Source organism: Celeribacter ethanolicus (genome assembly GCF_002407265.1).
GTDB lineage: Bacteria > Pseudomonadota > Alphaproteobacteria > Rhodobacterales > Rhodobacteraceae > Celeribacter > Celeribacter ethanolicus.
In genome coordinates this window covers 566,391-585,669 of sequence record NZ_CP022196.1, presented here as the reverse complement: position 1 = coordinate 585,669, position 19,279 = coordinate 566,391, and the positions used below count along the sequence as shown (strand labels likewise).

At 63.2% G+C, this 19,279-nt stretch carries 23 protein-coding genes; 18 read left to right on the top strand and 5 right to left on the bottom strand.

What is annotated here, in order from left to right; translation table 11 throughout:
* Positions 1-8: 8 nt before the first annotated feature.
* Entirely contained in the window at positions 9-779 is a 771-nt protein-coding gene (gene modA / locus CEW89_RS02890) for a molybdate ABC transporter substrate-binding protein (RefSeq protein WP_096804841.1), read from the bottom strand.
* 66 nt (positions 780-845) lie between these two features.
* Positions 846-1,241, bottom strand: a complete 396-nt coding sequence (locus CEW89_RS02885; RefSeq protein ID WP_198403485.1) for a winged helix-turn-helix domain-containing protein — start codon at positions 1,239-1,241, stop codon at positions 846-848.
* 120 nt (positions 1,242-1,361) lie between these two features.
* On the opposite strand from CEW89_RS02885, the gene kdsA reads away from it, so the two are divergent.
* From kdsA to CEW89_RS02870, 4 genes are all read left to right on the top strand, one after another.
* The gene (gene kdsA, locus CEW89_RS02880) at positions 1,362-2,189 is read left to right on the top strand and encodes a 3-deoxy-8-phosphooctulonate synthase (RefSeq protein ID WP_066701704.1); all 828 of its coding nucleotides are present in this window, start codon (positions 1,362-1,364) and stop codon (positions 2,187-2,189) included.
* A gap of 157 nt (positions 2,190-2,346) precedes the next feature.
* Positions 2,347-2,514: a hypothetical protein gene (locus tag CEW89_RS20645; protein WP_157779742.1), complete on the top strand. Its 168-nt coding sequence runs from the start codon at positions 2,347-2,349 to the stop codon at positions 2,512-2,514.
* An 87-nt stretch (positions 2,515-2,601) separates the two neighbouring features.
* Positions 2,602-2,940 carry a TfoX/Sxy family DNA transformation protein gene (locus CEW89_RS02875; RefSeq protein WP_066701702.1) on the top strand — a complete coding sequence of 113 codons (339 nt, stop codon included), beginning with the start codon at positions 2,602-2,604 and terminating at the stop codon, positions 2,938-2,940.
* Between the two features lie 79 nt (positions 2,941-3,019).
* Entirely contained in the window at positions 3,020-3,196 is a 177-nt protein-coding gene (locus CEW89_RS02870) for a YqaE/Pmp3 family membrane protein (protein WP_081423722.1), read from the top strand.
* A 74-nt stretch (positions 3,197-3,270) separates the two neighbouring features.
* Here the strand turns inward: CEW89_RS02870 and ndk are convergent, their stop codons facing one another.
* Entirely contained in the window at positions 3,271-3,693 is a 423-nt protein-coding gene (gene ndk / locus CEW89_RS02865; protein ID WP_066701699.1) for a nucleoside-diphosphate kinase, read from the bottom strand.
* A gap of 198 nt (positions 3,694-3,891) precedes the next feature.
* Between ndk and CEW89_RS02860 the strand changes: the two genes are divergently transcribed.
* The 5 genes from CEW89_RS02860 to CEW89_RS20640 all read left to right on the top strand — a co-directional run bounded on the left by CEW89_RS02860 (position 3,892) and on the right by CEW89_RS20640 (position 7,996).
* Complete coding sequence (locus CEW89_RS02860) at positions 3,892-4,371, top strand: hypothetical protein (RefSeq protein ID WP_096804840.1); 480 nt, start codon at positions 3,892-3,894, stop codon at positions 4,369-4,371.
* An 81-nt stretch (positions 4,372-4,452) separates the two neighbouring features.
* Positions 4,453-6,306 (top strand): ABC-F family ATP-binding cassette domain-containing protein, encoded by a 1,854-nt coding sequence (locus CEW89_RS02855; RefSeq protein ID WP_096804839.1) that lies wholly within the window; start codon positions 4,453-4,455, stop codon positions 6,304-6,306.
* Between the two features lie 3 nt (positions 6,307-6,309).
* Positions 6,310-6,936 (top strand): MarC family protein, encoded by a 627-nt coding sequence (locus CEW89_RS02850; RefSeq protein WP_066701693.1) that lies wholly within the window; start codon positions 6,310-6,312, stop codon positions 6,934-6,936.
* A gap of 83 nt (positions 6,937-7,019) precedes the next feature.
* Positions 7,020-7,589, top strand: coding sequence for a retropepsin-like aspartic protease family protein (locus CEW89_RS02845; RefSeq protein ID WP_342352345.1), 570 nt, complete (start codon positions 7,020-7,022; stop codon positions 7,587-7,589).
* A gap of 50 nt (positions 7,590-7,639) precedes the next feature.
* Positions 7,640-7,996, top strand: coding sequence for a hypothetical protein (locus tag CEW89_RS20640; protein ID WP_157779740.1), 357 nt, complete (start codon positions 7,640-7,642; stop codon positions 7,994-7,996).
* Positions 7,997-8,021: 25 nt separating this feature from the next.
* On the opposite strand, the gene CEW89_RS02840 is transcribed toward CEW89_RS20640, so the two are convergent.
* Complete coding sequence (locus CEW89_RS02840) at positions 8,022-8,480, bottom strand: DNA polymerase III subunit chi (RefSeq protein ID WP_096804837.1); 459 nt, start codon at positions 8,478-8,480, stop codon at positions 8,022-8,024.
* Between the two features lie 6 nt (positions 8,481-8,486).
* The gene (locus CEW89_RS02835) at positions 8,487-9,953 is read right to left on the bottom strand and encodes a leucyl aminopeptidase (protein ID WP_096804836.1); all 1,467 of its coding nucleotides are present in this window, start codon (positions 9,951-9,953) and stop codon (positions 8,487-8,489) included.
* Positions 9,954-10,125: 172 nt separating this feature from the next.
* On the opposite strand from CEW89_RS02835, the gene lptF reads away from it, so the two are divergent.
* From lptF to CEW89_RS02790, 9 genes are all read left to right on the top strand, one after another.
* Positions 10,126-11,268, top strand: a complete 1,143-nt coding sequence (gene lptF / locus CEW89_RS02830; RefSeq protein ID WP_244906146.1) for an LPS export ABC transporter permease LptF — start codon at positions 10,126-10,128, stop codon at positions 11,266-11,268.
* Entirely contained in the window at positions 11,265-12,362 is a 1,098-nt protein-coding gene (gene lptG, locus CEW89_RS02825; protein ID WP_096804834.1) for an LPS export ABC transporter permease LptG, read from the top strand. Before lptF ends, lptG begins: the two co-directional genes overlap by 4 nt.
* A 4-nt stretch (positions 12,363-12,366) precedes the next feature.
* Positions 12,367-14,535: an LPS-assembly protein LptD gene (locus CEW89_RS02820; protein ID WP_157779738.1), complete on the top strand. Its 2,169-nt coding sequence runs from the start codon at positions 12,367-12,369 to the stop codon at positions 14,533-14,535.
* A 209-nt stretch (positions 14,536-14,744) separates the two neighbouring features.
* On the top strand, positions 14,745-16,031 hold the full coding sequence (locus CEW89_RS02815) for a peptidylprolyl isomerase (protein ID WP_198403484.1): 1,287 nt from the start codon (positions 14,745-14,747) through the stop codon (positions 16,029-16,031).
* Entirely contained in the window at positions 16,028-17,032 is a 1,005-nt protein-coding gene (pdxA, locus tag CEW89_RS02810; protein ID WP_096804831.1) for a 4-hydroxythreonine-4-phosphate dehydrogenase PdxA, read from the top strand. Before CEW89_RS02815 ends, pdxA begins: the two co-directional genes overlap by 4 nt.
* Complete coding sequence (gene rsmA / locus CEW89_RS02805) at positions 17,032-17,874, top strand: 16S rRNA (adenine(1518)-N(6)/adenine(1519)-N(6))-dimethyltransferase RsmA (RefSeq protein WP_066701679.1); 843 nt, start codon at positions 17,032-17,034, stop codon at positions 17,872-17,874. The genes pdxA and rsmA overlap by 1 nt, the downstream gene beginning before the upstream one ends.
* A gap of 3 nt (positions 17,875-17,877) precedes the next feature.
* Positions 17,878-18,300 carry a VOC family protein gene (locus CEW89_RS02800; protein ID WP_096804830.1) on the top strand — a complete coding sequence of 141 codons (423 nt, stop codon included), beginning with the start codon at positions 17,878-17,880 and terminating at the stop codon, positions 18,298-18,300.
* Positions 18,301-18,434: 134 nt separating this feature from the next.
* Positions 18,435-18,695, top strand: a complete 261-nt coding sequence (locus tag CEW89_RS02795; RefSeq protein ID WP_066701677.1) for a PepSY domain-containing protein — start codon at positions 18,435-18,437, stop codon at positions 18,693-18,695.
* 65 nt (positions 18,696-18,760) lie between these two features.
* A complete protein-coding gene (locus CEW89_RS02790) occupies positions 18,761-19,279 on the top strand; it encodes a cytochrome b/b6 domain-containing protein (RefSeq protein WP_066701675.1) in 519 nt (172 codons plus the stop codon).

Genomic DNA, 19,279 nt, shown 5'->3' with positions numbered 1-19,279 from the left:
CGTCCCCTTTAGTCTGCGACGACCACGAAACCCTGACGTTCGAATGCCGCACGCGCCTCGGCCCCCTTGAGGTACTCAAGGAATTCGGTCTCAGCCGGCACATCGCGACCCGCCAGATCGGCGGCAGGATAGACAATCGCCGGATGGCTGTCTGCCGGGAACGTGCCGACCACGGTCACGCCCGCTTCCGCCGCCGCATCCGTGGCGTAGACGATGCCATAAGGCGCTTCGCCGGTGGCCACGAGCGCCAGAGCCGCGCGCACATTGTCGGCCTGCGCCACCTGCGCCTCGACATCGTCCCAAAGCCCGAGCGTTTCGAGCGAGGCCTTGCCGTAAATCCCGGCAGGCACCGCATCGACCAGCGCCATCGCCAGACGCCCGCCGTCCAGAAGCCCCGCCAGATCGAGATCGGGGGTGATCTCCACCGCATCGGCGTCGCCTGCCGCGATCAGCACGATGGAATTGTTCAACAGATCGAACCGCGTGCCCGGTTCCACAAGCCCCTCTTCCTCAAGCGTGTCCATCCAGCCCGGATTGGCCGAGATGAAAATATCAGCGGGTGCGCCCTGTTGGATCTGGCGCGCCAGCGCCGAAGACCCCGCCAGTGAAATCGCAAGGCTGTGGCCCGTCTCGGCCTCGAATTTCTCTTCGATCTCGGCCAGCGCATTGGTCATGCTGGCGGCGGCGAAGACGGTGATGTCTTCGGCATGGGCCGTCAGAGGGGCAAAGGCCGAAACGGCTGCAAGCGCCAAAGCGCGACGGGGGAAAGAAACGGACATGGGAACTCCCTGAGCATGGATATGTTTGCACAAACATATCGCAACACATGCAGGAAGGGGCAAGCGTTATTTCCCTCCAGACATATCGAGACGCATATCGTCACGTTCCGCCAGCATCCCCCGGATCATGGCAATCCGAGCCTCCGACGCCGCCTCGACCTCCGCCAGAATGGCCCGATATTGCGTCAAAACCGCCTCGCCTGTCTCCGTCAGATGCGCGCCGCCGCCCTTGCTTCCGCCTCGCGCGGAGGCCACCAGAGGTTCTTTGAACGCGGCGTTCATCTCCTCGACCAGCGACCAGGCGCGTTTGTAGCTCATCGCCATCCTGCGCCCCGCCGCCGCAATCGAGCCAGTGTCGCGAATGCCTTCGAGCAAATCCGCCTTGCCCGGCCCGAGCATCAGCCGCGCGCCGAAATAAATCCGCAACCGGAGCCGCGTCTCGTCATCAAGTTCTTCACTCATAGGACTGTTCTGCCCCAGCGCCGCTTTCCGCGCAAGCGCCCTGCCCGCTGTCGCTCGGACTTGCACCAGCCCCCCGCTTCATGGGATAGGGACGCCAGACCTGCCAAAAAGGAGCCCGACATGACCGCCAAAGATGTCGCCATCGGAAATGTCACCTTTTCCAACGCCAAACCCTTCGGCCTCATTGCCGGTCCGTGCCAGTTGGAAAGCCTCGATCACGCCCGCATGCTGGCCGAGAAGATCGCCGAGGCCTGCGCGCCGACCGGCACCGGCTTCGTGTTCAAAGGCTCCTATGACAAGGCAAACCGCAGCTCGCTGTCGGGCAAGCGGGGTCTGGGCGCCGAAAAGGGCCTCACCATCCTGTCGAAGATCCGCGAGGAATTCGGCTGCCCGGTGATCACCGACGTACATGAACCCGCCCATTGCGCCATGGCCGCCGAAGCGGTCGACGTGCTGCAAATCCCCGCCTTTCTGTGCCGCCAGACCGATCTTTTGCTCGCCGCCGGCGAAACCGGAAAGGCGATCAACGTCAAGAAAGGCCAGTTCCTTGCGCCCTGGGACATGGACAATGTCGCCGCCAAGCTCGCCTCCACCGGCAATGACAAGATCATGCTCTGCGAACGCGGCACGTCTTTCGGCTACAACACGCTGGTGAGCGATTTCCGCGGCCTGCCGCGCATGGCCGAAACCGGCTATCCGGTGATCATGGACGCCACCCATTCGGTCCAGCAACCGGGCGGCAACGGCACCTCGACGGGCGGCGACCGGACCATGGTTCCCGTGCTGGCGCGCGCCGCCGTCGCCGTGGGCGTCGCGGGGCTGTTCATCGAGACCCACGAAGACCCGGACAACGCGCCTTCCGACGGCCCGAACATGCTCCGGATCGAAGACCTCGGCCCGCTTCTGGCAACGCTGCATGCGCTCGACACGGTCGTAAAACCGGCCTGAAGACCACCGACTCGATTTCCCTAAAATTTATCTAAAAACCCGGACAAATCGCCCGGGTTTTTCGCATTTCTGCCCCACATTTCGCCACGCACTCTCAGCAGAATTTAACCTGTGTCACGGCACACTCCGTGGCACACGAATTTCGAGGAGAGACGCCATGCACCCGAAAGACACTGAGCAGCTCCAACATCCGATCCCCGTTCCGCCGCTCGCCTATCAACGGCCCCTGCCGCAACAGCGCGCGCCCATCCCGATGAGCGAGGTGCCAACCGTCGCCGCACGTTACATGCCGCATCCGATCTTCATCGACTGGGCGATGATCTGAGCCAACCGGGTCGGGCTTTGCTTGACGCGCCCCCGAAGCTGCGGGACAGTTGCGACATCCGCCTGTCTCGCAGTTCCGTGGACGCCCATGCCGACACCCGTCTCTTCCATCCGCAACCTTGGCCCCGCATCGGACGCAAGTTTCGCACGGGCCGGGATCACCTCCGCCGAGGAGCTCCGTGAAATGGGGGCAGATGCCGCGTACAGGCACTTGCTCACGCACGGCAGCCGCCCCCATTTCATCGGCTATTACTGCATCGTCATGGGGCTTCAGGGCCGCCCGTGGAACGATTGCAAAGGCAAGGAAAAGGACGAGTTGCGCGCCCGCTTCGACGCCATCGTCGCCTCCGTGCAGGAAGACAAGACCGCCGTGCCTCTGGGCATCGAGGCGATTTTGAACGACATCGGCACAGGGCTGCGACGCTAGACGTCCCCCGCTCGGCCCCCAATCGGAACTTTCCAACGCCGCGCGGCGTTTCTCTTCAAAGCACATTCAGGAGAGACACATGGACCTCATCCGCATCCTCGCCGCCATCATCCTGCCGCCTCTGGGCGTTTTCATGCAGGTGGGCATCGGCAAACAGTTCTGGATCAACATCCTTCTGACGCTTCTGGGCTATATCCCCGGCATCGTCCACGCCGTCTGGATCATCGCCCGCACACCTGAGGAAGGCCGGATCTGAGCTTACGCGCTCATACCACATGAAAAAGGCCGCCCCGAAGAGCGGCCTTTTCAAATGTCGGAACCGGGTTCGGTTCAGCCAACCAGCTCGATGCCGGAGAAGAAGAAGGCGATCTCTTCGGCCGCGGTTTCCGGCGCGTCGGAGCCGTGCACGGAGTTTTCACCCACAGACAGAGCGAATTCTTTGCGGATGGTGCCTTCGGCGGCGTCCGCCGGGTTGGTGGCGCCCATGACTTCGCGGTTTTTCGCGATGGCGTTCTCGCCTTCGAGCACCTGAACGACAACCGGCTCGGAGATCATGTATTCGCACAGTTCGCCGAAGAACGGACGGTCTTTGTGCACGCCGTAGAAGGCCTGAGCCTGAGCCAGCGTAAGCTGAATGCGCTTGGAAGCCACGACTCGCAGGCCGGCCTCTTCGAACTTGGCAACGATCTTGCCGGTCAGGTTGCGCTTGGTGGCGTCGGGTTTGATGATGGAGAAGGTACGCTGGATCGCCATTGGGAAAGCCTCTTGGATCTCGATTTGCAGTGAAAACAGGTGCGGAAAGCCCCACGCCCGAAGATTGGCCGCCGGATACCACGGGCAAGGCGCTTTGAAAAGCGCGAAAGGCGCACTGCATGCGGCATATCGACTCTCTCGCGTTGACCGTAACAGGAACCGCGACACAGTGGAAAAACTGTTTTTTACAAGGTTCCCATGCTGACCCGCGCCCTCTTTTTCTCCTGTTTCGCCTCCCTCCTGCTTTTGAATGCCCTGCCCATGGCGGCGCAGACCGCCGTTTCGCCACAACCGGACGCTCCCTCTCCCGATCTGACGCCGGACATGGCCTACAAAAGCCGCAAAGCGATGATCCTCGACATCTCGCAACGCCTGAAACAGGGAGACTATGCGGGGCTGATCCGGCGTCTGGACTCGCAACACAGCTATTCCGACGCGCAGATTTCCGAGTTGAGCACGACGCTCACAACCCTCTACGGCAACTCGCTCGATCAGTCGGACACCCTTTATCACGCCAGGCTGTCCGACACCTGGCAGGAAGACATCTTCGCCTTCTGGCAAGACGGCACCGTCAATTATCTCTATCTGCATATCCTCTCCCATGACCGGGCCGAAGGCGTCCTTGCGGTGCTCTGGAGCTACAATTCCAGCCTCACCCAAATGAAACCCGCCTTCTGAGCGTCGCGTCTTTCGCACAAGCTGCAAGGCGGGCGTCTGCGGCCACTGGACCGCACCCGCGCGCCCTGCTATGCGGCACTCATGTTGAAAATCCGCGATCTCACCTATTCCGTCGAAGGCCGTACCCTCATCGAGGAGGCGTCCGTCACCATTCCCACCGGCCACAAGGTCGGCATCGTGGGCCGCAACGGTGCGGGCAAGACCACGCTGTTCCGGCTGATCAAGGGCGATCTGGTCCTTGAGGGCGGCGCGATCGAAATCCCGGCGCGGGCCCGCATCGGCGGCGTGGCGCAGGAGGTTCCCGGCAACGAGGTGTCGCTCCTGGACACGGTTCTGGCCGAGGACAAGGAACGCGCGGCGCTGATGGCGGAATCGGAAACCGCCACCGACCCGCACCGCATCGCAGAGATTCAGACCCGTCTCGCCGACATCGACGCCTGGTCCGCCGAGGGCCGCGCCTCGTCGATCCTCAAGGGGCTCGGCTTTACCGACGAAGAAATCGCGATGCCCTGTTCGGCGTTTTCCGGCGGCTGGCGGATGCGGGTTGCGCTGGCGGGGGTGCTGTTCTCGCAGCCCGATTTCCTGCTCTTGGACGAACCGACCAACTATCTCGATCTCGAGGGCGCGCTCTGGCTTGAGACCTATCTCGCCAAATACCCGCACACCGTGCTTTTGATCTCCCACGACCGCGCGCTTTTGAACCGCGCCGTGGGGGCGATCCTGCATCTCGAAGGCAAGAAACTGACGCTTTACACCGGCGGTTACGACGATTTCGCCCGCACCCGGAGCGCCCAACGCGCGGTTCAGGCCGCCGCCGCCAAAAAGCAAGAGGCGCATCGCGCCCACCTGCAAAGCTTTGTCGACCGGTTCAAGGCCAAGGCCTCGAAAGCCAAACAGGCACAGTCCCGCGTCAAGATGTTGGAAAAGATGGAGACCATCACAGCGCCCGAAGACGCCGCGCGCATGGTGTTTTCCTTCCCGACTCCCGAAGAACTGTCCCCGCCGATCCTGCGGATCGAGGGCGGGTCCGTCGGCTATGACGGCAAGGCGATCCTGCAACGGCTCGACCTTCGGATCGACCAGGACGACCGCATCGCGCTTCTGGGCCGCAACGGCGAGGGCAAATCGACGCTCTCGAAACTGCTGTCCGACCGCCTGCCCGCCATGGGCGGCGACATCACCCGGCACAAGAAACTCCGCGTCGGCTTCTTTGCCCAGCATCAGGTCGACGAGCTGCATCTCGACGAGACGCCGCTCCAGCACCTGCGCCGCGCTTTGCCGAATCTCGAACCGACGAAACTGCGTGCGCGCCTTGCGGGCTTCGGCCTTGGGGCCGATCAGGCGGAGACCGAGGTCGGGCGGCTGTCCGGCGGCCAGAAAGCCCGCCTGTCGCTGCTCTTGGCCACACTCGATGCGCCGCATCTTCTGATCCTCGACGAACCGACCAACCACCTCGACATCGAAAGCCGCGAGGCGCTGGTCGAGGCGCTGACCGAATACACCGGCGCGGTCGTCCTCGTGTCGCACGACATGCACCTTTTGTCGCTGGTGGCCGACCGGCTCTGGCTGGTGAAAGACGGCCGCGTCACGCCTTATGAGGAAGACCTTGAGGCCTATCGCCGCTTCCTCGTTCAGGGCGACGAGAAACCGAAAGAGGCCAAGGTCAAACCCGCGCCCAAGGTCAAAAAAGCCACCCGCGAAGAGCTGATGGCGCTTCGTTCCGAGGTGCGCAAATGCGAGGACCGGGTCGAAAAGCTCAACGACATGAGCGAAAAGCTACAGGTCAAACTGGCGAACCCCGATCTTTACGAGGACAAACAGGCCGCCGTCGTCTGGCAGAAAAAATATGCCGAGGTCTCGGAGGCGATGGACCGCGCCGAGGCGCTTTGGATGGCCGCGCTCGAAAAACTCGAAGCCGCCGGGGGCAAGAGCTGAGCCATGGACCCGCAGGTTCTGATCACGGCCTTCATGACGCTTTTCGTCATCATCGACCCGATCGGGCTTGCCCCCTTGTTCGTGGCGCTCACCCAGGGCGCCACCGCGAAACACCGCCGCGCCGTCGGTCTGCGCGCGGTGCTGATCGCCTTCGGCATCCTGACGCTTTTCGGCCTTTTCGGCGACCATGTCCTTGAATTTGTAGGGATTTCCATGCCCGCTTTCCGCATCGCGGGCGGGCTTCTTTTGTTCCTCACCGCGCTTGAAATGCTGTTCGAGAAACGCAGCAAGCGCCGCGAGGAACATGCCCAACACCCGGAACATCAGCCGGTCGAAGACCCCTCCGTCTTTCCCCTCGCCACGCCGCTGCTGGCCGGTCCCGGCGCGATCACCTCGATGATCCTTCTCATTGATCAGGCCGACGGCGTCACCGGTGTCCTGTTCATGCTCGGTGTGCTCATCGCGGTGCTGGTCGTTTGCCTGCTGTTCTTCGCTCTGAGTGGCGTCATGGAACGCGTCCTCGGCGCCACCGGCATCAATGTGGTGACCCGGCTTATGGGCATGTTGCTGGCCGCTTTGTCGGTGCAATTCGTCGTGGACGGGGTCAAGGCGATCTTCTTCATCGGCTGATCGTCCCTTTGACGTTTTCGTCAGGAACAGAATGTCCCACTGACAAACCCCGCCTGCGCCCCTATCTATGTCTTATGGATCAGATGGACACCGCCCGCATTCTCTATCTCTCGCTGCTCCTCGGAGCGGTCGGGTTCTATTACGTCATCGCCAACCGCAAACGCATGGGCCAGATGGTGCGCCATGCCGTGCTCTGGGCGCTGATCTTCATCGGCGCGCTGGCCGCCGTGGGCCTGTGGCAGGACGTCCGCCCCCGCCTTGCGCCCGCGCAGATGAGCATGGGCGACGGCATCGTCACCGTGGATCGCGACCATTCCGGGCATTTCTCCGTCATGGCCGAGGTGAACGGCGCCCCCGTGGAATTCCTTGTCGACACCGGCGCCTCGAACGTCGTGCTCTCGAAAGAGGACGCCGAACGCGCGGGCATCGACATCGACAACCTCGCCTTCACCGGCCACGCCCAGACCGCCAACGGCTCGGTGCGCACGGCGGCGGTCAAGATCGACACGCTGGAGATCGAAGGCATCACCGACAGCCGCGTGCGGGCCTATGTCACCGATGGCGAGCTGTTCGGCTCGCTTCTTGGCATGGATTATCTGCAACGCTATGAAAGCATCGAGATCAAACAGAACAAGCTGATTTTGACGCGATAACATTCTCCAAATACCATCTAGTGTATCCCGTGACAGCAAATGAGGTAATTTTGACCAAAGGCCGTTTCTCAGATTTAAGCGAAGCAGTAATTAAGAGTGCCGCTCTTCTCGGTATTGGCGCTTACATTAGATACGCATCCGCCAATTTTTTAATCTGCTCCTCTACTGTATGGAGCGCCATCCCGGGTGCGATAACATTTATATCAACATTTGCTATCGGCATCCTCGCACTTCTAGTTTTACTCGAAGCATATGAACGAGATTTTAAGGCTAAGAAGAGCCGTTTGTTAACGATATTCATAGATGGAGCATTATTAATTATCGTTGCCTCTATTTCCTATACGATTGTTGAATACGCTAACATAACAACAGATTATGAATCATGCGTCATAATCAAGACGACGTAAATCACTATCGTGATAGAAAACAGTTTCAGCCCTTCTTGCTTTCCGCTTTTTTCTCCCAGCGGCCGCTTTCCTCGGACCAATATTGCGCCTCGGCCCCGGCCCCCGTCAGGGTTTTCCACTGCACCCGCGCGTGTTGCACCGCCGCCTCGTCATAGCCGTCGAACAGGATGCAGGCCCGGTCGAGTGCTGCGATTTCCTCAGCACTCAGATCCGCCCCGCCCACGCTCATCACGCAGGCCGCTTTGTTGCCACCTGTACCGGTCGTCAACAGCACCGGCTGGTCCGCGTCATGCGGCCCCCCGGCCATGCCATGCGGCAGAAATCCCTCCCGCAGCCAGAGCGCCTGATCGAGGCCACGCAGCATCTCCTCGGAGCGCCCGCGCACCTCGACCCGCCAGCCCGCAGAGAGAGATTTCTCCGCAAGCGTGGCCAGCGTCTCGATCAGAGGCGCACGGGTCAGGTGGTAGAAATAGACAGCACCCATAAGGTGTTAGCCCTTTTTGTTCATCTCGTCGATCATCCGATTGAGCGCCAGAACGCCCCAGCCGGTCGCGCCTTTGGGCGCCAGAGCCGTGCCGGTGGCGACGGAGGCGACACCCGCGATGTCGAGGTGAATCCACGGCGTCTCATCCTTGACGAAGCGCTTGAGGAATTGCGCCGCCGTAATGGCCCCGCCCCAGCGCGTGCCGACGTTTTTCATATCGGCGACGTTGGATTTCAGCAGATCGTCATAGCCCTGTCCCATCGGCAGACGCCATGCCCCCTCGCCCTCCGCCTCGGCGGCTTTGAGGAAGCTGGCGCAGAAACTGTCATCGTTGGAGAACACCCCGGCATTTTCCTGCCCCAGCGCCACCATGCAGGCCCCGGTGAGGGTCGCGAGGTTGACCATGGCTTTCGGCGCAAAGGTCTGTTGTGCGTACCAGAGCACATCGGCCAGAACGAGGCGGCCTTCGGCATCGGTGTTGATGATCTCGACCGTGTCGCCCTTCATGGATTTCACAACATCGCCCGGCCGCGTCGCCTGACCGTCCGGCATGTTTTCCACCAGCCCGACAAGCCCCACGACATTCACCGGCGCCTTGCGCAGAGCCAAGGATTTCATCACGCCCGACACCGTGCCCGCGCCGCCCATGTCCATGGTCATGTCTTCCATGCCCGCCGCCGGTTTCAGAGAAATCCCGCCGGTGTCGAAGACAACACCCTTGCCCACGAGCGCCACCGGAGCCTCATCACCGCCCGCCTGCCATGTCATCACAACCATTTTCGTCGGCGTCACCGAGCCCTGGCCCACGGAGAGCAAAAGGTTCATGCCCAGCTCCGCGAGACGGTCCTCCTCGAACACCTCGACCTTGACGCCAAGGCTTTCAAGATCGGTCAGACGGGAGGCGAATTCCACCGTGCTCAGCACGTTCGACGGTTCGGACACCAGATCGCGGGTGAAGAACACCCCCTCGGCCAGCGCCGTGACCGTCGAAAGATCGACCGCCTCCGGTTTCGCCACCGCGAGCGTCACGGCGGGCGCAACGGGCGCTTCGTCCAAAGTTTTATGCACGGTGAAGCTGTAATTCCTGAGCATCAGCCCCAGCGCCAGCTCCTCGACCCGTTTGAGGCTGCCCGGCAGCACCAAAGCGCCCTCTTTGTCGAGCGCCGCGCCAATCGCCGCGCCCGCCTTGCGGCAAAGTTCAACCGAGGCCTGATGCGCCAGCTTCACCACCTGCACCGCAGAGGCGGCCATGCCGACCGGATAGGCCAGATCCTTCGCCTCGCCCTCTTTCATCTTCTCGAAGGCCGGGCTTTCGACGAACCGCGCCAGAGCGCCCTTCGTCAGCCGGTTGATCCGCCGCGCCGCCGGGCTCATCTTGCCGTCGGGCGTCACCATGACGGAGACCCGTCCGGGGGCTGCGGCGATGGCGTCGAGGTCCAATTCGGTCACGGTGATCTGGGCAAGCGCGGTCATGGCAATTCCTTTGCTGAATTCGGGTTTTCCCATAGGTAGCGGCCATACCCCCGACTGACCAGTGCGAGTTTGCGCCGATTGCATCGGTTTGCGCACGGGTTTCTGCTTTCTCCCCGCGCAGGCTGCGGATAAAGTCCGCCCGAACGCAAACACCAGTATCGGGACCAGTGGGTTGGGAAGATTCGACAAATACATGCTTCAGCAACTGCTGATGCTGTTCGGATTCTTCTCGCTTTTGCTGGCGCTGGTGTTCTGGGTGAACAAGGCGGTGAGCCTCTTGGACTGGCTGATGGGCGACGGTCAATCGGCCTCGACGTTTTTGCAACTCACGCTTCTGTCGCTGCCGACGATCCTCGTGAACCTGCTGCCGATCGCGGCCTTTGCCGCCGTGGTCTATGTCACCAACCGCCTGTCCTCGGAATCTGAACTGGTGGTGGTGCAGGCAGCCGGGTATTCGCCCTATCGCCTCGCCCGCCCGGTGCTGTTCTTCGGCCTTATCGTCGGGCTGATGGTCGCCATCCTCGCCCATGTGCTTGTGCCGCTGTCGCAGCGCGAACTGGACCTGCGCCGCGCCGAGATCGCCAGCGACGTGACCGCCCGTTTCCTGACCGAAGGCTCCTTCGTTCACCCGGTCAAAGGCATCACCTTCTACGTGCGCAACATCTCGGCTGCGGGCGAGTTGGAAGACGTCTACCTCTCGAACAGCCGCGAAAAGAGCCAGCGCCAGAGCTTCATGGCCTCGCGCGCCCTCATCGTCAAAGACGACAGCGGCCCGATGCTCCTGATGTTCGACGGCATGAGCCAGACCTATGAACTCGCCGCACAGCGCCTCTCCGTCACCCGTTTCGACAGTTTCTCCTACAGCCTCTCGGGTCTGCTCGGCGAAACCCGGACCCGGCCGCGCACCCTGCGCTCCACCGACAGCCTCGCGCTCTTGCAGGCCAGCCCGGCGCTTCAGGAAGAGATCGGCCGCACGCCGCAAGAGATGTTCGCCGAGGTGACCCAGCGCACCAACAAGGCCGTCCAGGGCCTCGTCATCTGTCTCGTCGGCTTCGGCGCGCTGCTGATCGGCGGATTTTCGCGCTTCGGCCTCTGGCGCCAGATCCTTCTGGCGATCCTGCTTCTGGTCGTGGTGAAAACCCTCGACAACAGCTTTGGCGGCATGATCGACGACACCCCAAGCCTCTGGCCGCTGCGCTATCTCGCCTCCGTTCTGGCCGTCGCCATGGCGCTCGTTCTGATGTGGAAGGCCGCCCATCCGCGTCTGCGCCGCCGCAAGGACGACACCCCGGCCCGTCAGGGGAAGATGTCATGAGGCTCGATCTCTATTTCGCCCGCCGTTTCCTGCGCGCCCTCTTGATTGTCCTCGCCATGTTCGCCGGACTCATCCTCATGGTCGAAAGCCTCGACCAGCTCCGCGATCTCGCCGATCTCGGGGTCGGCAGCGCCGCCGTTCTGCACATGGCGCTCCTGCGCGTGCCGCGCACGCTTTACGACATCCTGCCGATCATCGTGATGATCGCCACGCTGGTGCTGTTTCTCGGTCTTGCGCGCTCCTCCGAACTGGTCGTCGCCCGCGCCGCCGGGCGCTCCGCCCTGCGTTCCCTGGTGCCGCCGGTTGCCGTCGCCTTCCTGTTCGGTGCGCTCAGCGTCGCCGTGTTCAACCCGATTGCCGCCACCACCGAACGCAGCTACGAGCGGCAGAAAACCCTGTTCAGCCAGGGCGAAGCCCAGGTGTTTTCGGTCTCCGACGAGGGGCTGTGGCTGCGCGAAGGCACGCCCAGCGGCCAGATGGTGATCCGCGCCGGGCGCTCCAATCTCGACGGCTCGCAATTGCAGGAGGTGAGCTTCATCGGCTTCGCCCCCGACGGCACGCCGCTCTATCGTATCGAAGCGCAGAGCGCCCAGATCGAGGACGGCCAGTGGCATCTCACCGGGGCCAAGCGTTGGCCGCTGACCGGCGCCGCCAACCCCGAGGCCGCCGCCACCGTGCACGACACGCTCACCCTGACCACCTCGCTCACCCCCGATGAAATCCGCGACCGCTTCGGCGCGCCCGAGGCCGTGCCGTTCTGGGAACTCACCAGCTACATCGACAAGCTCGAAGTGGCCGGCTTTTCCGCCCGTTCTTACCGCATGTGGCTGCAAAGCGAGCTGGCCCTGCCGTTCTCCTTTATCGCCATGGTGCTGATCGCTGCGGGCTTTACCATGCGCCATACCCGTCTCGGCAACACCTCCTCGCGGGTGATCACCGCCGTGCTTCTGGCCTTCGGCTTCTATTTCCTGCGCTCCTTCGCCATCGTCATGGGACAGAACGGATTGCTGCCGATCTCTTTGGCCGCCTGGGCGCCGCCTCTCGCAATCATCCTCGCCTCTCTTGCCCTTCTGCTGCATTTGGAGGATGGATAAGGACATGACCGCCGCACCGAAGGCCCCCCTTTCCCGTCGTGCGCAGACCCTGCGCGCCCCGCTTACGGCTCTCGCCCTGAGCGCCGCCCTGTCCATGGCCGCCCTGCCCGCCATGACCCAGACAGCATCCGAGCCCTCCACCGCGCTTATGGCCGACAGCGTCAGCTTCGACGGCACGCTGTTGATCGCCTCCGGCGCGGTCGAGGTGCTGCGCGGCGACACGCGGCTCACCGCCACGCGCATCACCTTCAACCAGGAGACCGGCGCGCTCTCGATCGAAGGCCCGATCCGCCTGACCCAGGCCGATGGCGCAAGCGAGATTCTCGCCTCCGCCGCCGAGATCGACACAGAACTGAAAAACGGCCTTCTGCTGTCGGCGCGCATGGTGATCGACCGCCAGATGCAATTGGCCGCCGCCCGGCTCGACGTGGTCGAAGGCCGCTATACAAGGCTCGAAAAAACCGTCGCATCGACCTGCGAGGTCTGCGCCGTGCGCCCGGTGCCGCTCTGGGAAATTCGCGCCAGCGAAGTGATCCACGACAACGAAACCCATCAGCTCTATTTCACCGACGCGCATCTGCGCATCGTCGATATTCCGGTGTTCTGGCTGCCGCACCTGCGGGTACCCGACCCGACCGTGACCCGCGCCAACGGTTTCCTGATCCCGGAAATCCGCACCGATTCCACCCTCGGCACCGGCATCGAGGTTCCCTATTTCATCACGCTGGGGGATCACCGCGACCTCACCGTCGCACCCTATCTGGCGACCAACACCACGACGCTCAACCTGCGCTATCGTCAGGCCTTCGTGCATGGCGATCTCGAACTGAACGGCGCGGTGAGTTCCGACGACACCCGCGACGGGCTGCGGGCCTATCTCTTTGCCGAGGGCAACTGGCGGCTCGACAACGGCATGAAGCTCGGCTTCGATCTGCGCGCCACCTCCGACATCGCCTATCTGCTGGATTACGGCTATTTCGACGAAGATTACCTGCCCTCGAAAGTCACGCTGAGCCGCTACCGCGAAGACGAGGCCATCGACGGGCAATTCGTCTATTCCCGCAGCCTGCGCGATTCCGATCTGGCGATCGAGGACACGCTGCCCTTCCTTCTGGGCGAATTCAGCTACGAACATCTCTACGATCCGGCCCGTTTGCCCGGTCAACTGAGCTTCGGGATCACCGCCTCGACCTCGTACCGCGATTCCGAAGACGACATCGACGGCTATGACGTGCTGCGTCTTGGGGCCGAAGGGCGCTGGAGCGGCTCGACCGTCTTCGGCCCCGGCCTGAAACTCGAAAACGCCGCCGCCCTCTATGTCGACGGCTACCTGCAACAGCAATATTCCGCCTACGAAAACCACGTCACCCGCCTCACCGGCAGTGCCGAAACCCGCCTGAGCTGGCCGCTCACCCGCAGCACCGCCTCCGGCGCGTCCGAGCTTCTGGAACCTCTGTTGCAGCTTGGCTGGTCCGACAGCACCGGCGGCGATGTGCCCAATACGGATTCGCGTTTCGTCGAATTCGACGAGGGCAATCTGCTGACCCTCGCGCGCTTTCCCGGCGCGGACCGGCGCGACACCGGCCTGACCGCCGCCGCCGGGCTGCGGTTTTCGCATTACGGCGAGACCTCCGACTATGGCCTCACGCTCGGTCGGGTCCTCAGCCTCGAAGATCACGACGCCTATTCCGTCGCCTCCGGCCTCTCCGGGCAAAGCTCCGACTGGCTTCTGGGCGCCGGGCTGCGCTTTCAGAACGGCTTTGCCGCCAACACTCGCGCGCTCATCACCGAGGATGCCGAGATCACAAAATGGGAAACCCGGCTCGATCTCAGCCGTCCGCGCTATACCATCGGATCGAGCTATGCCTATGTCATCGCCGATGCCGCTGAAGAGCGCGACACCGATCTCAACGAATTCGGCTTCGACGGCTCTGTGAAACTTGCGCAGAACTGGAGCGCCACGGCGCAATATCTCTACGATTTCAACGAGGACGAAGCCACCCGTGCCGGGCTTGGCCTGCAGTTCCAAAACGAATGCACCCGGCTCAAACTCGAATTGTCGCGCCGCTACTGGGATACCGATTCCCTCGATCCGACCACCCGCGTGGCGTTTTCCGTCGGCTTCGGCGCCTTCGGGTCGGGGACGCAAAAGACCGGCTCCTGCGCCTTCTGAGCCGGGCCCCACCCCCTGTCATGCCCCTGCCAAGCTCCCGTCGCGCCCCGTCCTGCGTTCACAATCGGGATATTCCCCGCCGTGCACGGCACAGAGACGAGCAATCCGCTTGGCCCAGACCGCGAAACCTCTTAAAAGAAACCGACATCTGGACGAAAGCCCCGAAACCGGGGCCACAAGTGGGTATGGAAGTGAGCATGGGAGTGAGCATGACACGCAAATTCGGGGCCGATCTTCTGGACGCGGTGAAAACCTCTCTGCGCAACCCCATGCCGCGCGGCACGATCCGCGGCGGGCTTCTCGCCCTGGCGATGGCTCTGCCGGGGATCGCCCCCGGCCAGGCTGTGGCCCAGAACCTTTTCGCTCCCGTCGCCTATGTTAACGACAAGGTGGTGACCGGCTACGAGCTTGAACAACGCATGCAGATGCTCTCCGTTCTGGGCGGTCCGAAAAGCCGCAAGGACGTGCTCGACGCGCTGATCGAGGAGCGCCTGAAGCAACAGGTCGCCGAGCGCGTGGATTTCAAGCTGACCGATGAACAGGTCGCCACCGCGATCGCCGAGTTTGCCGCACGCGGCAAGCTGCAACCCGAACAGTTCCTCTCGCTGATGGCGAAAAACGGTGTCTCGGCCCAGACCGTGCGCGATTTCGTGTCCTCGGGCATCATCTGGCGTGAATACGCCCGCGCCCGGTTCTCCTCGAAAGCGCAGATCTCCGAAGCGGAGATCGACAAGGCGCTGCAATCGAACGGCCCCTCCGGCGGGCTGCGCGTGGCTCTGTCCGAGCTTTTCCTGCCAGCCCGCACGCCCGAAGAGGCCGCGAAATCCGACGCGCTGGCGAAACAGATCGCGGCCAACCCCTCGATTGCCGCCTTTGCCGCCGCTGCCGAGAAATACTCCGTCGCTCCGTCGCGCGAGAAAGCCGGGCGGATGGACTGGGCCGCGATCGGCGATCTGCCGCCGCCGCTGCGCGCCGCCGTCATGGGCCTCAAGCCCGGCGAGATCAGCGCTCCCTTGTCCACCGGCAACGCCATCGGCCTGTTCCAGTTGCGTTCGGTCGCCGAGATCGCCACGCCGACGCCCAATGCCGACGCCATCAAATATGCCGCCTATTACATCGCGGGCGGACGCTCCGAAGCCGCGCTGAAACGTGCTGCCGAGGTGAAGGCCAGTGTCGACACCTGCGACGATCTCTATGGCATCGCCAAGGGCGAGCCGGAAAGCGTGCTGCAAATCGACACCCTGCCGGTGAGCCAGGTCCCCAACGATGTGGCTTTCGAACTCGCGAAACTCGATCCGGGTGAGGTCTCCACCGCACTGACCCGCGCCGATGGCCAGACGCTTGTCTTCCTGATGATGTGCGGGCGCACCTATGAGGCGCTGGCCAATGCCGATCGCGAGTCGGTTCGGGCCCAGTTGCAATCGCAACGCATCGGCGCGCTGGCCGACAGTTTCCTCGCCGAGATGCGCGCCGACGCGACGATCGTGATCCCATGAGCCAGAGCGATCTGTGCCCCTCCGATCTCGCCCCCATTGCGCTGAGCTGCGGGGAACCGGCCGGGGTTGGCCCGGAACTTGCGGTCAAGGCCGCCAAACTTCTGGCCGGTGCGGTGCCCTTCTTCTGGATCGGAGATCCGCGCCATTTGCCATCCGATGCGCTGTTCGAGGAAATCGCAAGCCCGGCGGACGCGCTGCGCATTGCGCCCGGCGCGCTCCCGGTTCTGCGCCACGACTTCGCCGCCGAAGTCCGTCCCGGCACGCCCGATCTCGACAATGCGCAAGGGGTGATCGACGTGATCCGCCGCGCCACGGCGCTCGTGCAGACCGGCGAGGCCTCCGCGCTTTGCACCGCACCGATCCACAAGAAAGTGCTGAAAGACGGCGCGGGCTATGCCTTCCCCGGCCACACCGAATTCCTCGCCCATCTGGGCGGTGTCGAGCGCGTGGTGATGATGCTGGCCTGCACCGAACTGCGCGTCGTCCCCGTGACCATCCACATCGCGCTCAAGGACGTGCCGGAGGCCTTCACGCCGGAGCTTCTCGAAGACACCATCCGCATCACCGCTGCCGATATGGAGCGTTACTGGGGCTATGCCCATCCGCGCATCGCCATTGCGGGTCTGAACCCGCATGCGGGCGAAGGCGGCGCCATGGGCACGGAAGAAATCGACTGGATGATTCCGCTCATCGACCGGCTCAAGACGCAGGGTTTCGATCTCAAAGGCCCGATGCCGCCCGACACCATGTTCCATGGCCGGGCGCGGGCAGGCTATGACGTGGCGCTTTGCGCCTATCACGATCAGGCGCTGATCCCGATCAAGACCATCGACTTCTCCGGCGGCGTCAACGTGACGCTTGGCCTGCCCTTCATCCGCACCTCGCCGGATCACGGCACCGCCTTCGACATCGCGGGCAAGGGCGTGGCCGATCCATCGAGCCTGATTGCCGCGCTCAAGATGGCGCAGGACATGGCGATCACCGCCCGAAAGGCACTCTGATGGCCACGGTCGACGGGCTTCCGCCGCTTCGCGACGTGATCGCGACCCACGAGCTTGTAGCGAAGAAATCGCTGGGGCAGAACTTTCTGCTCGATCTCAACCTGACCTCGAAAATCGCCCGTCAGGCGGGCGATCTGACGCAATGCGACGTACTCGAGGTCGGCCCCGGCCCCGGCGGCCTGACCCGTGGCCTTCTGGCCGAGGGCGCGCGCAAGGTTCTCGCCGTCGAGAAAGACAGCCGCGCCATGGCGCCTTTGGCGGAAATCTCCGCCGCCTATCCCGGACGGCTTGAGGTGATCAACGCCGATGCGCTTGAAATCGACCCGCTCGAACGCCTGACCGCCCCGGTGCGCATCGTCGCCAACCTGCCCTATAATGTCGGCACGGAATTGCTGGTGCGCTGGTTGACCCCGCCGTCCTGGCCACCCTATTGGGCCTCGCTGACGCTGATGTTTCAACGCGAAGTGGCCGAGCGCATCGTCGCCGAGCCGGGATCGAAGAAATACGGTCGTCTCGCGATCCTGTCGCAATGGCGCACCACGCCGCGCATCGTCATGGAACTGCCGCCGGAGGCGTTTAGCCCGCCGCCGAAAATCCATTCCGCCGTGGTGCATCTCGACGCCCTGCCCGCGCCGCGGTTCGAAGCCGACCCGAAAGTGTTGGAACGCATCGTCGCCGCAGGTTTCAACCAACGCCGCAAGATGCTCCGCGCCTCGCTGAAGGGCCTCACGCCCGACATCGAAGACCGCCTGACCGCCGCCGGGATCAAGCCCACGGATCGCGCCGAACAGGTGCCGATCGAGGGCTGGTGCGCGCTCGCCCGCGAAATGGTGAAAGGCTGACCCATGTTCTCCCATGTCACTCTCGGCGCCGACGATCTCGATCTGGCCGCGTCCTTCTACGACGCGGTTCTGGGCGAGATTGGCCTGCATCGACGTGAGGTCGAGCCCGACGGCGGCCCCGAGGCCCGTTGCTGGGTGCGCCCGGAGGCCCCCTTCCCACGGTTTTACGTCTATCGGCCCTTCGACAAAGCCCCCGCAACCGCCGGGAACGGCACCATGCTGGCCTTTGTCGCCCCGTCGCGCAGGGCGGTGGACAAAGCCCACGCCGCAGGGCTTGCCCATGGTGGCACCGATGAGGGCGCGCCCGGCCTGCGCCCGCACTATGCGCCCGATTATTACGGCGCCTACCTGCGCGACCCGTTCGGCAACAAGGTCCACCTCGTGCATCGCACCGAGCTGACCGAAAGCTTCGGAATAAACACCTAAACCCCGGTTGAATCGCCCATGCACCGACCGGAGACCGAGCCACCTCCAACTCCGGTCCAATGGCCAAACCTCCCCGGCAGGTCCTTATGTCACGCCACGGGCAACCCCGCCCGCTCTGACATAAGGACCTGCCGATGAAATCCCTGATCTCCGCCGCTCTGCTCTCCGCCACACTCGCCACCACGCTCTCGGGTGCGGCCTTCGCCTCGGATTCCGTGGCACTCACCGACGAGATGAAAACCAAGATCACCGAAACCCTCACCGCCCAGGGCTATGAGGTCGGCAAGATCAAGATCGAGGACGGTCTTTATGAAGCCTATGCCAAGAAAGACGGCATGAAATACGAGATCTTCCTCGATGGCGACCTCAACGTCGTCAAGACCGAAGAAGACTGATGCCGTCCCCGCGCCGGGGCTCCCGACCCCGGCGCCTTTTCGGCCCCTCTTCAAAGGACAGCCACATGACCCGACACAAGGTCTGGGACCCGCTCCTGCGCCTGTTCCACTGGACCCTCGTCCTCAGTTTCACCGCCAATGCGCTGATCGTCGATCACGAAAGCGACGCGCATCTGTGGTTCGGTTACACGATCATCGCCCTGCTGATCTTTCGCGTGCTCTGGGGGCTGATCGGACCGCGCTATGCCCGGTTCTCTTCCTTTCCGCCCTCCGCGCATGGGGCGCTCGAACAGGCCTCCGACATGGTCGCCGGGCGCGTCAAGACACACCTTGGCCATACGCCGCTGGGCGCGCTGATGATCTACAACCTGATCGTGACGCTGTCCGTCATCGCGCTCTCCGGCTGGCTGATGACCACCGACATGTTCTGGGGCGTCGAATGGCCCGATGAGCTGCACCAGATCGCCGTCGACTGGGCGGAGTTCTCCGTTGTCCTGCATATTGCCGCCGTGCTCTTCGAGAGCCGCCGCACGCGCGTGAACCTTCCCCGCGCCATGGTGACAGGCTATAAGGAGGTGCCATGA

Bases quoted from the DNA above. Each gene is read 5' to 3' on its own strand.
- modA (WP_096804841.1), bottom strand. From the start codon at position 779: ATGTCCGTTTCTTTCCCCCGTCGCGCTTTGGCGCTTGCAGCCGTTTCG.
- CEW89_RS02885 (WP_198403485.1), bottom strand. From the start codon at position 1,241: ATGAGTGAAGAACTTGATGACGAGACGCGGCTCCGGTTGCGGATTTAT.
- kdsA (WP_066701704.1), top strand. From the start codon at position 1,362: ATGACCGCCAAAGATGTCGCCATCGGAAATGTCACCTTTTCCAACGCC.
- CEW89_RS20645 (WP_157779742.1), top strand. From the start codon at position 2,347: ATGCACCCGAAAGACACTGAGCAGCTCCAACATCCGATCCCCGTTCCG.
- CEW89_RS02875 (WP_066701702.1), top strand. From the start codon at position 2,602: ATGCCGACACCCGTCTCTTCCATCCGCAACCTTGGCCCCGCATCGGAC.
- CEW89_RS02870 (WP_081423722.1), top strand. From the start codon at position 3,020: ATGGACCTCATCCGCATCCTCGCCGCCATCATCCTGCCGCCTCTGGGC.
- ndk (WP_066701699.1), bottom strand. From the start codon at position 3,693: ATGGCGATCCAGCGTACCTTCTCCATCATCAAACCCGACGCCACCAAG.
- CEW89_RS02860 (WP_096804840.1), top strand. From the start codon at position 3,892: ATGCTGACCCGCGCCCTCTTTTTCTCCTGTTTCGCCTCCCTCCTGCTT.
- CEW89_RS02855 (WP_096804839.1), top strand. From the start codon at position 4,453: ATGTTGAAAATCCGCGATCTCACCTATTCCGTCGAAGGCCGTACCCTC.
- CEW89_RS02850 (WP_066701693.1), top strand. From the start codon at position 6,310: ATGGACCCGCAGGTTCTGATCACGGCCTTCATGACGCTTTTCGTCATC.
- CEW89_RS02845 (WP_342352345.1), top strand. From the start codon at position 7,020: ATGGACACCGCCCGCATTCTCTATCTCTCGCTGCTCCTCGGAGCGGTC.
- CEW89_RS02840 (WP_096804837.1), bottom strand. From the start codon at position 8,480: ATGGGTGCTGTCTATTTCTACCACCTGACCCGTGCGCCTCTGATCGAG.
- CEW89_RS02835 (WP_096804836.1), bottom strand. From the start codon at position 9,953: ATGACCGCGCTTGCCCAGATCACCGTGACCGAATTGGACCTCGACGCC.
- lptG (WP_096804834.1), top strand. From the start codon at position 11,265: ATGAGGCTCGATCTCTATTTCGCCCGCCGTTTCCTGCGCGCCCTCTTG.
- CEW89_RS02820 (WP_157779738.1), top strand. From the start codon at position 12,367: ATGACCGCCGCACCGAAGGCCCCCCTTTCCCGTCGTGCGCAGACCCTG.
- CEW89_RS02815 (WP_198403484.1), top strand. From the start codon at position 14,745: ATGACACGCAAATTCGGGGCCGATCTTCTGGACGCGGTGAAAACCTCT.
- pdxA (WP_096804831.1), top strand. From the start codon at position 16,028: ATGAGCCAGAGCGATCTGTGCCCCTCCGATCTCGCCCCCATTGCGCTG.
- rsmA (WP_066701679.1), top strand. From the start codon at position 17,032: ATGGCCACGGTCGACGGGCTTCCGCCGCTTCGCGACGTGATCGCGACC.
- CEW89_RS02800 (WP_096804830.1), top strand. From the start codon at position 17,878: ATGTTCTCCCATGTCACTCTCGGCGCCGACGATCTCGATCTGGCCGCG.
- CEW89_RS02795 (WP_066701677.1), top strand. From the start codon at position 18,435: ATGAAATCCCTGATCTCCGCCGCTCTGCTCTCCGCCACACTCGCCACC.
- CEW89_RS02790 (WP_066701675.1), top strand. From the start codon at position 18,761: ATGACCCGACACAAGGTCTGGGACCCGCTCCTGCGCCTGTTCCACTGG.